Raw genomic sequence first — 14,550 nt, 5'->3', positions numbered from 1 at the left:
TAAAATTCGCTTTTGCCACGTTTAACGCCTGCCGTACGATAAGGTAACTTTCTGATTTTCTGCGGTTTGATTGCTCTGAAATTCTGCGCTGCTAGTATTAACAAACAAGATAATTGTCTGGCCTCAGATTGTCTGAGTTCAGGCCAAAAAAGGACTGAGTATGAGACGCGCATTACCCCTTCTGGCGATGTTAGTTGGCACAATGATGGCAACGCACTCCTTGACCGCAAGTGCAGCAGAATATCCTCTGCCGCCGGATAATAGCCGCCTGATTGGCGAAAACACGACTTATGTGGTGCCAAACGACGGTCAGCCGCTTGAAGCCGTAGCCGCCAAATATCAAATTGGCCTGATTGCTATGCTGGAAGCTAACCCGGGAACCGATCCTTATTTACCGAAAGCCGGCACCGTGCTGACAATCCCTTCGCAAATGCTGTTACCTGACACTAAGCGTGAAGGAATTGTTGTCAACCTCGCGGAATTGCGTTTGTACTACTATCCAAAAGGCGAAGATAAAGTCGTCGTCTATCCTATTGGTATCGGCCAGCTGGGTCGCAACACCCCAGAGATGGTCACGTCTGTAAGCCAGAAAATCCCCAATCCGACCTGGACGCCTACAGCCAATATCCGTAAAGCTTACCTGAAAGACGGCATTAAGCTGCCTGGCATGGTGCCAGCCGGGCCGGAAAACCCGATGGGGCTGTTTGCCATGCGTTTGTCAGCAGGGACAGGGCAGTACCTGATCCACGGGACAAACGCTAACTTTGGTATCGGGATGCGCGTGAGCTCCGGTTGTATCCGTTTGCGCCCTGATGACATCGAGGCGTTGTTTAACAGCGTGCCTAAAGGGACACGTGTACAAATCGTCAATCAGCCGATTAAATATGACATTGAACCCGATGGTAAACGCTATATCGAAGTTCATCAGCCACTGTCGCACACCGAAAAAGATGATCCTCAGACCAAGCCGATTGCTCTGACTGCGGCAATGAAGAAATTCATCAAGCATGACGACACGAATACCGAGGTGGTAAAAGAAGCCATCAAGCGGCGTTCAGGTATGCCCGTGGTAGTAAGCGTCGGTGATAAAGCAACGGGGACGCCTCCGGCTGTCAACGAACCGCAGACCGCAGCAGCCACACAACCAGCAGTGAATACCGCAAGTACGCAATAAAGGTTACAGAAACCATTCAGAAGCGTTTTCTTTCAAAGGAGCCATCATGGCTCCTTTTTTATGGCCAAAGCTCTGGCGGGAGACGGAGAGTGCTTTTAGGGGGGTATCACAAAAAGGTAATGTAGAAACAAATCAGAAAGAAGCGGGGATGAATGACATAAATGCGAGGGGAGGATGACAGGTAAAAAAAATGGCGCACTGAGTGCGCCATTGAACTAGAGAAGTAAATATTACTTCTTGTAAGCGTGAGCTTGGTTGTCAAGACGTTGGTTAGCACGTGCTGCGTCGTCTTTAGCTGCCTGAACGTCAGAACGCATTGCGTTCACGTCGTTGCTCAGTTGGTCAACTTTAGAGTTCAGAGTAGAAACGTCTGAAGACAGTTGATCGATTTTAGCGTTGCTTGAACAACCAGCCAGCATAGTTGAAGCCAGGATTACAGCGCCCAGTACCAGTTTAGTGCGATTCATTATAAAACCCTCTAGATTAAGTTAATCTCCATGTAGCGTTACAAGTATTACACAAACTATTTTCTAATGAGAATAATTTTTTGTCGGTAAACGCTATATTTTGATCGTTCGCTCAAAGAAGCATCTTTTTTTACGAAAAAGTTAAAAATTGCTGGGAAAACAGCTGTATTCCATGGGACTTATCCCAATCTCACGCATTCTGTTTTCTGCACTTTTTAAGAAAAAAGAGGCTTTTCGAAAAATAAACGCCGCAGTATGCAGCGTTTATTCATGCTCTGGGTCACGTTTTTAATTAAACAACGTGCACCGAAGAAGTATTGGTAGTGCCGCTCTGAACCAGTGCGCCAGAAACCATCACTACGATATCACCTTTTTGCGCTAAACCGCTTTCAATCGCCGCTTCTTTACCAATGCGATAGAAATCATCAGTAGAGGCAATTTCTTTCACCAGTTGAGTCACAACGCCTTTGGTCAGGATTAACTGACGTGCAGTGATTTCGTTAGTGGTCAGAGCCAGGATAGTCGCGTGCGGGAAGTATTTACGCACAGCTTTAGCAGATTTACCACCGCTGGTTGCAACAACGATCAACGGAGCATCCAGTTTTTCGGCTGTTTCTACTGCGCCACGGCAGACTGCTTCAGTAATACGCAGTTTGCGGTTGTCATTCTGACCATCGATGCGGCTTTGCATAACGCGGTCGGTACGGGCACAAATGGTGGCCATGATGGTCACCGCTTCCAGTGGGTATTTACCTTTAGCACTTTCGCCAGACAGCATCACGGCATCTGTACCGTCGATGATGGCGTTAGCGACGTCACCAGCTTCTGCGCGGGTAGGGCGCGGGTTTTTGATCATGGAATCGAGCATTTGCGTTGCGGTGATCACCACTTTGCGTGCACGGTTACATTTTTCGATCATCATTTTCTGCGCGAAGATAACTTCTTCAACCGGGATTTCAACGCCGAGGTCACCACGGGCAACCATGATGCCGTCTGAAGCTTCGAGGATTTCGTCGAAGTTGTTCAGGCCTTCCTGGTTTTCAATTTTGGAGATGATCTGGATGTGCTCGCCACCGTGGATTTTCAGGTGTTCGCGGATTTCCAGAACGTCAGAACGTTTACGGATAAAGGAGGCCGCAACGAAGTCAACGCCTTGCTCACAACCGAAGATCAGGTCGCGTTTATCTTTTTCAGCCAGTGCTGGCAGTGCGATAGAAACGCCTGGCAGGTTAACGCCTTTGTTTTCGCCCAGATCACCGTTGTTCAGAACTTTACAGGTCACTTCGGTTTCGGTGACGTTAGTCACTTCCATGCCGATCAGGCCATCGTCCACCAGAATGGTGTTACCGATTTTAAGGTCTGCAGCAAAGCCAGCGTAGGTCACAGCAACACGTTCAGTATTACCAATCACGCTCTGGTCGGTGGTGAAAGTGTAGGTCTGGCCCGCAACCAGCGCAGCATCTTTGCCGCCTTCCAGTTTCATGGTGCGGATTTCAGGACCTTTGGTGTCCAGCAGGATAGCTGCTTTGTGGCCAGTCGCGGCCATCACGTTGCGGATGTTCTTAATGCGTTGACCGTGCTCTTCGTAATCACCGTGAGAGAAGTTCAGACGCATTACGTTCATGCCTGCATCAAGCAGTTTGGTTAGCATTTCTTCGGATTCAGTTTTTGGTCCGATGGTACAAACAATTTTGGTCTTTTTCATGACGATTTTATCTACAAGTTGTGATGGATTGGAAACGTGTTTGCCTGACAGCATGGCTGCCCGCACGAAATTGAAGTCTTGCCTGGTTGATCAAATCATTACTAAGCGTAGAAGACTGTGAAAGGAATGGTGTAGTTAGTTCAGCCAAAGCATAGCGATTAGTGCGATTTAAGATCGCTACGGGAGTGGTCACGCTTATATAAGTGCGATATCGACAGATCAAGGGGCTGAAACCATTCAATCGAAGAGACGATGCGTATTATAGAGGGGAACGAGGTGGGAAACCAAATAAAAAACGTGATAATGCGCAAGCTTAGGGCAGATGGCTGAGCGTTGTTGCGCAAATATCCAAAGCGGGCAGCGGGGAAATCACAGGCATAACAGTTTCGTTACGTGACTTTCGAAAATGCTACAAAGACGAAATAAGCCAATAAAAAGGCTAAGGGGCGTACTGAGTCTGTTGGTAAAACGCAGCAGGGAGCAGTTGTAAAAAGCACTGGGGAATAAAGATGTTTAAATCAGAAAAGTACATCAGAGGAAAGGCGAGATATTAAGAAGAGTTGCTGGTGCGTCCGAGTGGACTCGAACCACCGACCCCCACCATGTCAAGGTGGTGCTCTAACCAACTGAGCTACGGACGCACATTATGCAACGGTACAGCAAAGAAATTGGTGCGTCCGAGTGGACTCGAACCACCGACCCCCACCATGTCAAGGTGGTGCTCTAACCAACTGAGCTACGGACGCATCGTTTTCTTTCTTGTCAGCCAGTGTTGGCGACGGGGACGAATATTAACGACGTCTCTGAAGGCTGGCAAGGGAAAAAAGACATTTTTCTTACATATTGTTCGCGACTGACGAGCTTATGCGCATTGCGTTGTTTTTTTAGACATAACCGCCGTCATTGGGGAGAAAAGGCCACGCGCGATGAATCATTCATCGCGCGTGGCCGGTAAAACTATCGGCCAGCTTTAAAACTATCGGCCAGCTTTTTGCAAAATCGTGAATGAAGGCTGCTTCTGTAGCCAGCGCATACGGAACGTCATCATCACGGCGGCAAACGTCAGCCCCAGAATGAATCCGCACCAGAAGCCGCTCGGCCCCATCCTTGGCACAAGGAAATCGGTCAGCCCGAGCATGTATCCGACCGGCAATCCCAGCACCCAGTAGGCGACAAACGTAATATAGAAGATAGAACGCGTATCTTTATAGCCGCGAAGAATGCCGCTGCCGATGACCTGAACTGCATCTGAAATCTGGAACAAAGCCGCGAATATCAGAAGATGGGAAGCCAGCATCACGACTTCAGGGCTGTCGTTATAGAGTGCGGCAATATGTTCGCGAAAGAGAATAGCCGTCGAAGCCGTACAACAGGCCATGAGAATTCCGGTGAAGATACTGGTATATGCTGCCACTTTGGCACCGTCGACCGATGATTTCCCCAATTGTGAACCGACGCGGATCGTCGCGGCCACGCCAAGCGACAGTGGGACTACAAACATCAGAGAGCCCACGTTCAGTGCAATCTGGTGGCTGGCCACTGCCACAATCCCCAGTGGTGAAACCAGCAGCGCGACGATGGCAAACAGTGTCACTTCAAAGAACAACGCCAGCGCAATTGGCATACCGAGCTGAGTCAGGCGGCGTAATGTTGGCCAGTCGGGTTTGGCGAAGCGCGTTGCTGGAATGATGTCGCGCATCGTGTAATTACGACGTACGTAAAAGCGCATCATAAAGAACATAACCCAATACACTGTGCCCGTTGCGACACCACAACCGACACCGCCAAGCGCGGGCGCACCGAACTTACCGTAAATAAAAATGTAGTTCACAGGTATGTTCACCAGCAGGCCGATGAAACCAAAGACCATGCCCGGCTTCGTTTTCGACAAGCCTTCACACTGATCGCGCAGCACCTGGAAGAATAAATAGCCCGGCGCTCCCCACATAATTGCGCGTAAATAGCCGACTGCTTTTTCTTTCAGTTGCGGATCGATGTTATGCATCAGGCCGATAATCTGATCACAGTGATACAGGACGGCGATGATCAACACGGAAACCCCTGAGGCCAGCCAGAACCCTTGTTGTACCTGATGACCGATTTTATCCCGGCGGCCTGCACCATTGAGATGCGCAATCGTCGGGGTCAGCGACAGTAATAAGCCGTGTCCGAATAAAATAGCCGGTAACCAGATAGAGGTCCCGACGGCGACGGCGGCCATGTCCGTTGCACTGACGGAGCCGGCCATTATCGTGTCCACCACGCCCATTGACGTCTGGGCTATTTGCGCGAGGATGACCGGGATGGCAAGCGCTAATAAGACCCGCGCTTCTGCAAGGTACTTCTGCACAGATACACCTTTATTCTTGATTATATTGGATGAAAAAACGCCACGTCAGGTGGCATTAAAGACGAGAGAATAGCCCGAAGATTGTACCGCTTCCTTTTTTTTAAGCAAACGATGCTGTTAATGGCCGGTTAAATAATGATATCCGATCAGGCAGTGCTATTTGTGCCGTGCAGATTTGGCTTTCAATTAAATCTGCGGCAAACTGACGTCAGCGTTGTCTTAATACAACAGAATTCAGCATTGAGGAAAGGGCTATGTTCACCGGAATTGTTCAGGGAACCGGAACGGTAGTGTCGATTGACGAAAAACCGAATTTCCGTACCCATATTGTTCGCATGCCAGAGGATATGCTGGATAACCTCCAGCTCGGTGCTTCTGTATCGCACAATGGCTGCTGCCTGACGGTAACGGAGGTGCAGGGCGACCTGGTCAGCTTTGACCTGATGAAAGAAACGCTCCGTCTGACCAATCTCGGCGATTTAAACGTCGGCGATCAGGTCAATCTTGAACGCGCTGCGCGATTTAATGATGAGATCGGCGGTCATTTAATGTCGGGCCATATTATTTGTACCGCAGAAGTCGCCAAAATTCTGACATCAGAAAATAACCGTCAAATCTGGTTCCGGATGCCTCATGAAGATTTGATGAAATATGTATTACACAAAGGTTATATCGGCATCGACGGTATTAGTCTGACCATCGGCGAAGTGACCCGCACCCGTTTCTGCGTGCATTTAATTCCTGAAACGCTACAGCGCACGACATTAGGCACTAAGCGTCTGGGGGATAAAATTAATATCGAAATTGATCCGCAAACTCAGGCGATTGTCGATACGGTAGAGCGTGTATTAGAAAGCCGTGAAGCGGCGATTGCCACTGCAAAGGCGATGATCGAAAAAGCGGAATAAACCCTTTTCGCCGTCGTTAAGATATAGAAAAACCGGACACAAAACGCTGTCCGGTTTTTTTATGCGTGATTTTTGCCGTCATTAACGCGGAACGCGAAGACCGCCGTCTACACCCTGCGGGCTGAAGACGACCTGCCACAACTGAATGTCGCGCGCGCGGAAAGCACCGGCGCAGGCATTAAGATAATAGGTGAACATCCGGTGGAAACGGTCACCATAGCGCTCGGCCAGTTGCGGCCAGTGCAGCTGGAAGCGTTCGTGCCACGCCATCAGTGTGCGGTCATAATCGGCACCGATATTGTGCCAGTCTTCCATTACAAAATGGGATTCACTGGTGTGCGCAATCTGTTGAATAGAAGGCAGACAGCCGTTGGGGAAGATATATTTATCAATCCACGGATCCACGCTCAGATCGGTCTTATTTGAGCCGATGGTGTGCAGCAGGAAAATACCGTCCGGTTTGATATTGCGTTTCGCCACGTTGAAATAGGTCTGGTAGTTCTTAGGACCCACGTGCTCAAACATCCCGACGGAAACAACGCGGTCAAACTGATCGTTTAAATCACGATAATCTTGCAAAAGAATGGTGACATCCAGCCCTTCACACCTGTCCTGAGCCAGTTTTTGTTGTTCGGCCGAAATCGTCACGCCCACCACGCTGACGCCATAATGGCGCGCCGCATACTCAGATAATCCGCCCCAGCCGCATCCAATATCCAGCAGACGCAGGCCCGGTTTTAATTGCAGCTTATCGCAGATCATTTTGAGTTTAGCTTCCTGCGCTTCTTCGAGGGTAGTGGCTTCTTTCCAGTAGCCGCAGGAATATTGCATATAAGGGTCGAGCATGAGTGTGAATAAATCATTGCCCAGATCGTAGTGCTCTTTACCCACAATCCACGCGCGCTTGCGTGATTGCAAATTCAGAATACGTGCTGCTGCGATGCGAAGTGTGTCTTTAAAATGGCGGGGAAGTTTATCTTCTAAACCGGCTCGCAGAACGCGCTGAAAAAAGATATCCAGACGTTCACATTCCCACCAGCCGTCCATATAGCTTTCACCCAAACCCAGCGAACCTTCCTGCAAAACACGCTTAAAGAAGTCAGTGTTTTTTACTTTAAGGTCAAAAGGGCGACTGCCATTAATCTGGATGTCCGCGGAAGATAACATTTCGCTGACGATTCGATACCACTGATTATCCTGAATGCTTTGATCTTCTATACACGATGAACTCATAGCTTCTCCATCACTTTCTCTTCTGACTTATTAACCTGCCGGGAAAAGCAAAGGCTATTTGCAGGTCTTTATGAGAACAGACGACTCAGCGCCTCGTCCGATATTCGACACCAACAGAGGAAATTTAGAAGAACACCCACAAGCCAAAAGGGTTGTAGGTCAATCATCCTTGAAATAATAGTGTGACGCACTCCGCGTGGCACACAAAAGCTTGTAATAAAAGTTTTGTAAAAGTGTTATTTTTAGAGGTTTTATTGAGTATAGGCTCGACCGCATGCATTCTCAATAGTTAATCGCGTTGGATGTTAATGACCTTTAAGTGATTGTAACTAAAGGTCATTATCGCGATCGGTGAGTATGCTATGCTTTGGCTTCCTGCGAGGTCTCTTCCATAGCTTCCTGCTGTTTCACCTGCCGTTGTGACAGCCAGCGACCCAAAACTACCAACACTATTGTAGACAGCATGGTGGTAACTGTCGCCATCAGCGGTTGCGCAATAAATGCGGAAACCGACAGACTGGCGAGAAAACACAAGCCTAGCTGAAGCGTATTTTGCAACGCGGCAGCTTTGCCTGTATTAGCAGGAAATGGCATTAATGCATTTGCGACAACAATTGGATAGATTGCGCCATTAACCAAAGCCATGAGACAGAAGGGAATCAACAAGCTCACCAACCCGGCATCGGTGAACATCGCGATAACGAAAAGCCAAACCACGCTCAGGCAGTATCCCGCCAATAACCATGGCAGAATTTTATTCCCATCCAGTTTGCTGATCAGCATCCGGCAACCAAAACCACCCAGCAAGAAGGCGATCGTTTGAGGTACGTAACTCAGGCCGATGACCGCTGGTGAGTAACCCATATCGCTTAAAATAAACGGAGAGCCGGTCAGCCAGGCGAAGAAACCGGCAGAGCAGGCGGCATAAATCATCACGTTGCCGGTGTAAACGCGGGATTTCAGTAAGGTACCGAAACCGGCTTTGCTTTCAGGCGGATGCTCAGCGGGCTGGTTTTCACGCAAAGTGAGCGTAGTGATGACAAGAAGCACCGCGACCACCGTCAGCAGGGCGAAAATGGCTTCCCAGTCAAAATGATTCAGTACCCATGCACCCAGCAGCGGGGCCAGCGCAGGGGAAAGTGCAACCAGCGGCATGATACTGGCGAACGTTTTCTTCGCCACGTCCGCAGAGAAACGGTCAACAACGATCGCCTGCCAGGTGACAGCGGCGGCACAAACTCCCATCGCCTGTAAGAAACGCAGCGCCAGAAGCGCGCGGACATTTTCCACCCACAAAATTCCAAGACAGCCGATGGCAAACAGCGTCAGGCCAATCAACAGCACCGGTTTACGCCCTATACGATCGGAGAGCGGCCCCCAGAGCAGTTGCCCGACAGCGAAACCGCCAAGGAAGATACTCAGGCTGGCGCTGATCATGCCCGGACTGGTCATCAGGCTGGTTTGCATTGCGCTAAACGCAGGTAAATACATATCGGTGGCTAAAAAACCGAGCATGCTCAATCCGGCGAGATAGAGCATAAATCCAAAGGAGGGTTTCATTTTTGTCTCATTAATGTGTTTATTGCAGATGATTTGGCGCAGAAATAGGTTCGGATGCGGAGTTTAACGCTTTGATAACAGTCTTGTGAAACGCTAATATTTGCAGTCTGCTATCAAAAAAATTGAAGGCTAACTGATGTGGTCCGAATATGCACTTGACGTTGTGGATGCAGTAGCACGAACCGGCAGTTTCAGCGCCGCGGCGCAAGATCTCCACCGTGTGCCTTCTGCTATCAGCTACACTGTCCGTCAGCTCGAGCAATGGCTGGCCGTTCCACTGTTTGAACGGCGGCATCGGGATGTGGTGCTGACTCCGGCAGGGAAGGTTTTTGTTGATGAAGCGCGGATTCTGACAAAAAAAATGATAGCCACGCGGCGTCAATGTCAGCAGGTTGCCAACGGCTGGCGCGGCGAACTGCGTGTGGCGGTGGACAGGATTGTTAAACCGGTCAGAACTCGCCGTCTGGTATTGGATTTTTACCGGCATTTCCCTGATACCGAACTGATTATCCATTCTGAAGTGTTTAATGGCGTCTGGGATGCGCTTGTGGATGGCCGTGCGGACGTCGCTATCGGTGCAACGCGCGCCGTTCCGGTTGGCGGGCGTTTTAGTTTCCGCGATATGGGGTTTATGGACTGGCACTGTGTGGTCAGTCCGCAGCATCCGCTGGCGCAACATACCGGTGCGCTAAATGACGAACAGCTGCGCCCTTATCCGGCGCTGTGTCTGGAGGATACCTCGCGGACTTTACCCAAGCGCGATACCTGGACGCTGGATAACCAACGGCGTCTGGTGGTGCCTGACTGGACCTGTGCGCTGGAGTGTCTGACTGAGGGGTTATGCGTGGGTATGATGCCGGTTCATCGCGTTATGCCGTGGATTGAACAACAAAAATTACAGATTCTCACGCTGGAGAACAGATTTCCGGACAGCCCGTGCTGCCTGACGTGGGATCAAAGTAACGCGTCGCCATCGCTGGCCTGGTTGCTGGAATATATGGGCGATACACAAACGATGAACAGCGAATGGCTGCGCGATTAGAAAATAAAACTCCATCTCTTTACGGGATGGAGTTTTACTTACTTGGTGAATGTTCTATTAGAACGTCACTCTGATACCCGCATTGCCCTGCCACGAGTTAATGCCTTCATCATCACTGCTCAGACGCTGCTGATACTGGAAACCGGTGTTCAGAGAGATGAGTGGTGTTATTTCAGTAATAACACCGAGGTCCACAGTCGCCGAACTTCCCGGTTTTCCCATATCAAATGTTGAAGAAACATCGTGATTACGGGCGCTGCCAACCCACACATCTGGCGTATCGCTGAAGTCCTTAGTGAGATAAGCGTTGGAATAAAGCATCATGTTGCCCACGGCGCTGTTACTCAGTTTGTAACGATAACGCATACCTGCTTTTCCTGTTGGACGGACAATATTGTCGTAATGAACGTCAACGCCATCAATGTCAGTGAAGTCATCCACACTTAGCATCTGGATGCCTGCACCCAATACTGGCGCAACTTCATGATCGCCAAAGACAAACGGATAACTGCTTTCCAGTGTGCCACTCCAGGAATAAGCATCAATGTCTGCTACTTTTCCACGCGCATCGGTCGAGACATCGCCATCGTATTTGGTAAAGTCCGCACCGAGGTCGAATGTCCAGCCACTTTGATGATGGAATGTCATTAACGAAGTCAGCCCGTAGGTTTTGTAATGGCCTTCACTGTTACCGTCTTTTGCATCCGGAGTAACTTTCAAATCCGCATTGGAAATGGCTAAATTCCACGCCAGGTATTGCTCGTCGGTACCCAGGTGCATCACTTTGCCGCCTAGCATCCAGCCTTGTTCTTTCTGGGTGTAATCATATCCGTAGTCAGTAAAACCCAGTGATGAGTGATAGTTATCTTCACCATTGATGTACTGGAGCCAGACAGGGTAGTGCTCGCTTTCGAGTCCTTCCATCGTGGAGGTGTGCGCCAGATTCTGGAAAGTCTGGGTCACCCGGCTGTTATAGCTGAGCAATGCTGATGGCAAGGACAAGTAAGAAGGAACCTGCGGTACAACGGCCAGTCGGCCCGGTTGTACCGGGGCAACAGGAGTCGGGTCCGGAACAACGTCAGGCACATCCGGAGTCGGGTCCGGAACAACGTCAGGCACATCCGGAGTCGGGTCCGGAACAACGTCAGGCACATCCGGAGTCGGGACTGGAACAACGTCAGGCACATCCGGAGTCGGGTCTGGAACAACGTCAGGTACATCCGGAGTCGGGTCTGGAACAACGTCAGGTACATCCGGAGTGGGATCTGGCAGTGGTGCAGGTTCATCACCCTCGGTCAAATAACGTGACTCCAGACGATAATCCCAATATTGATTTCCTTCGCCATCAACCAGACGCTCTGACGCATCACTTTTACCAGGGGCAAACGTATAGAGGGAATACTGCCAAGGCCCGTTTGCGACGTAACCATGCTCAAGCTGGAAACTGTCTTTCGTCGACGTTCCGCCAACCTGAACAAGTGATATCCCTTCGGCAGAGCCGGCTATGCCGCTATTATTCACGTCGGTCATATAACCATCACCCGACAAATCAACATGTAACGTGACAGCCTGAGCTGTATCTGCGTTTCCTGAAATCAGTAACGTATCGCTAGTTGATTGCTGCTCTTCCATCCGGGTACGCAGATAGAGGTGAGTATTATTACCGGCTACGAAATTACCATTAACTCCCTGAGAAGCGGGGGTAAAATCCCTTTCTGTGAGTAAGTTTGGCTCATCATCAGGGCGCAGTATGACATTATCACCCAGTGTGAGATTATTCATGGTGGCCTCACCCGATAGCTCAGTCGCATCGTGCAAAATCATGTCCGAAGCGACAGAACCCTCCAGATTTAGCGTCCCGCCATAAATTTCAACGCCGCCGGTTAGGGTATTTTCGCCAGTCCAGTTCAGGGTGTCGTTGCCGTATTTTTCAAGCGAACCTTCGCCTGAAACTTGACCATTCAGCCAGCTATCAGCTGTGCCATCGGTGCTTGTCAATGTGGTAGTGTCATTGACGACCACCAGTTTGGCTTGCTTATCCAGTTCAATATCACCGGTGAAGTGCGTTTTACCAGTCATTTGCATGCTGGCGCGGTCTGCAAGTGTCACCTTGCCGACCATCGAAGCATGTTCGTTCAGGACAAAATCAGCGTCACTTTCAACCAGCAAATGATTCACATGATAACTTTCACTGATCCAGTCATCAGTGATGACCGTACCGGCCGCATGAGGAGTCACTCGCCCGCTGAAGATCGCAGTACCCGCACCCACAGTCATATCATTAACATCCACTCCGCCAGCAAAGTTCCAGCTATTATCTCCTGCCGGAACATAGTCAATATTAAGCGCATCAGGATGTTCCGACGAGCCTAAATGGCCGACAAAAGTCTGGGAGGTAGTGTTGTTTAGCGTCAACGTAGATTGTTCAGCATCGTTGGTGTTAGCGATAATCGCACCATCGTCATTATGATTTATGGTCGCGAAAGACATATCATAACCATTAAGGTCAAGAGTGCCCCCGCGCGAACCAAATTGAATCTTGTCACCGGTAATTTGGTTTTCTCCACCGAGTTGAACAACCGGACGGCCGCTGACCAGCGTAATGGTGGAAAATGCCTGACGCTTGTTGTTCTGGTCAGCTTGTTGGGCCAACACCACGGTACCGTCGCCGACTCGCAGTCCACCCTCATTAACGCCGGTGGCATTCACATACAGAGTACCTTCACCGATTTTATGCAGGTTATCGCCTTTAAGGCCGTTAACTTCCCAGTCAACCGTTTTATCAGCATCCACTTCGACACCACCACCAACCCATGTGGCATTAGCACCTGCCGCGGAGGCAACGCGGTAATCATTGGAAAATTGAAGCTTACCCGCGCCAAGATTTACGGAAGAATCCAGCACAAGCAGACCGCCTTCGCCATTGAAGCGAAGATCGTGTGTTGAGTTCAGCTCAGCATTGCTCGCCTGAGTGGGCAACGCATAGCTAACACCGTGCCATTGCCACTGAGAGCTCCCCTGAGTAATTGCCGTTTTCCCCCAGTGAATATCGCCGTCGGCAGCAATATCGTTGACATCAGGGTCAGTGTTTGCAGCAATTATTGACTCAAGATACGCAGTTTGCATGTAAGTTTCGTAGGACACATAATTGCCATATGGCATTGTTCCGCTGTGGCGGTCGTGAAGGCCTGCTAATTTCCATTGTTTATCCACACTGTCGTAGACATAAGTCGGACTTCCACTGTCACCGGATGTACCTGCAGTGGACAGTGGTGTTAGATTGGCGTCATTTGGGCCGGCGTTCGTCCAATAAAGCCATTGATCGTTTTCCATTGGGTTAACAACCGTTCCCCCTGATTTCCAGGCGTAAGAAATGGCTAACGAGTTTGCCTGCCCTGTGACAGGGTCAACCTGATATTGATGCCCTGTACCTACGCGTGCTAAATATTTATACCTTTCACGATCGCTTCTCAGTTCAGTCTGTGAAACATAAGGCACAGTAGCGGCATCAGTGACGACTTTATTCAGACGCGGGGATTGAAAATCTTGGGGCGTATCTGCGGGATATCCTGGATCATCATTTCTGGCAATAAATTTATAGCTGTAAGCGTATTTAGCGCCATTGCCGAACTTGCTCGATGTGAACTTGGTATTGTGCGCAACGCTGACGATATAGGACGGCGCTACGAGTGTTCCCGTGGCGTAATCATCCGTAGAACTGAAATCAGGCATTGGGAAATTCAATATGCCCGCAGATGTTCCATCCAGTTTAAACACTTCTATATTTTCTGCTCCGGGGGTATATTTACCTTTGTTTTCAGCGAAGTCCCGGTAGTCTTGTACCGAGACATCTTCACGCATTATTCCTGCATGAGTATTGAAAATAGCGCAAGAGATCAGTGTTGCGAGTAAACTTGGCTTCCATTCCATTAAATTTCCTTACTTCCTTTTAAAAGACGCAAGATATTAATTGAACCTTATTGGGAAGTGAAATTATAATTGTAAGGGCCTGTTCAGGCGGGTGGTATATAATACCTATTCATTTGAAATGTATAATGAAATATCACCTCAAAATGTTTTTTATATCATTTATGTTTTACAAATAACTCAC

Annotated in this window: 9 protein-coding genes and 2 tRNA genes; 3 read left to right on the top strand and 8 right to left on the bottom strand. The window is 49.4% G+C overall.

Annotated elements, in window-relative coordinates; translation table 11 throughout:
• Window positions 1–160: 160 nt before the first annotated feature.
• Entirely contained in the window at window positions 161–1,174 is a 1,014-nt protein-coding gene (locus AC0Z7K_RS05100) for a L,D-transpeptidase family protein (RefSeq protein WP_413529825.1), read from the top strand.
• Between the two features lie 230 nt (window positions 1,175–1,404).
• Here AC0Z7K_RS05100 and AC0Z7K_RS05095 read toward each other — a convergent pair whose 3' ends face one another.
• From AC0Z7K_RS05095 to AC0Z7K_RS05075, 5 genes are all read right to left on the bottom strand, one after another.
• Window positions 1,405–1,641 carry a major outer membrane lipoprotein gene (locus AC0Z7K_RS05095; protein WP_056773575.1) on the bottom strand — a complete coding sequence of 79 codons (237 nt, stop codon included), beginning with the start codon at window positions 1,639–1,641 and terminating at the stop codon, window positions 1,405–1,407.
• Between the two features lie 292 nt (window positions 1,642–1,933).
• Window positions 1,934–3,346 carry a pyruvate kinase PykF gene (gene pykF / locus AC0Z7K_RS05090; protein ID WP_413529824.1) on the bottom strand — a complete coding sequence of 471 codons (1,413 nt, stop codon included), beginning with the start codon at window positions 3,344–3,346 and terminating at the stop codon, window positions 1,934–1,936.
• A gap of 564 nt (window positions 3,347–3,910) precedes the next feature.
• Window positions 3,911–3,987 (bottom strand) — tRNA-Val (locus tag AC0Z7K_RS05085).
• 28 nt (window positions 3,988–4,015) lie between these two features.
• Window positions 4,016–4,092: transfer RNA gene (locus AC0Z7K_RS05080), tRNA-Val, on the bottom strand.
• 230 nt (window positions 4,093–4,322) lie between these two features.
• Window positions 4,323–5,696, bottom strand: coding sequence for an MATE family efflux transporter (locus AC0Z7K_RS05075; RefSeq protein WP_413529823.1), 1,374 nt, complete (start codon window positions 5,694–5,696; stop codon window positions 4,323–4,325).
• 254 nt (window positions 5,697–5,950) lie between these two features.
• Here AC0Z7K_RS05075 and AC0Z7K_RS05070 point away from each other — a divergent pair, with 254 nt between their 5' ends.
• On the top strand, window positions 5,951–6,604 hold the full coding sequence (locus AC0Z7K_RS05070; RefSeq protein ID WP_413529822.1) for a riboflavin synthase subunit alpha: 654 nt from the start codon (window positions 5,951–5,953) through the stop codon (window positions 6,602–6,604).
• A gap of 81 nt (window positions 6,605–6,685) precedes the next feature.
• Here AC0Z7K_RS05070 and cfa read toward each other — a convergent pair whose 3' ends face one another.
• Both cfa and punC read right to left on the bottom strand, forming a co-directional pair.
• Entirely contained in the window at window positions 6,686–7,837 is a 1,152-nt protein-coding gene (gene cfa / locus AC0Z7K_RS05065) for a cyclopropane fatty acyl phospholipid synthase (RefSeq protein WP_413529821.1), read from the bottom strand.
• A gap of 360 nt (window positions 7,838–8,197) precedes the next feature.
• A complete protein-coding gene (gene punC, locus AC0Z7K_RS05060) occupies window positions 8,198–9,397 on the bottom strand; it encodes a purine nucleoside transporter PunC (protein ID WP_485613149.1) in 1,200 nt (399 codons plus the stop codon).
• A gap of 136 nt (window positions 9,398–9,533) precedes the next feature.
• Here punC and punR point away from each other — a divergent pair, with 136 nt between their 5' ends.
• On the top strand, window positions 9,534–10,439 hold the full coding sequence (gene punR, locus AC0Z7K_RS05055) for a DNA-binding transcriptional activator PunR (RefSeq protein WP_485613147.1): 906 nt from the start codon (window positions 9,534–9,536) through the stop codon (window positions 10,437–10,439).
• A 57-nt stretch (window positions 10,440–10,496) separates the two neighbouring features.
• On the opposite strand, the gene AC0Z7K_RS05050 is transcribed toward punR, so the two are convergent.
• On the bottom strand, window positions 10,497–14,369 hold the full coding sequence (locus AC0Z7K_RS05050) for a S6 family peptidase (protein ID WP_485613146.1): 3,873 nt from the start codon (window positions 14,367–14,369) through the stop codon (window positions 10,497–10,499).
• Between the last annotated feature and the right edge of the window lie 181 nt (window positions 14,370–14,550).

It is taken from the genome of Rahnella sp. 1L-D-7-B-C2 (genome assembly GCF_057290995.1).
The sequence above is the reverse complement of the archived record's forward strand: the minus strand, read 5'-3'. Positions and strand labels throughout refer to the sequence as shown.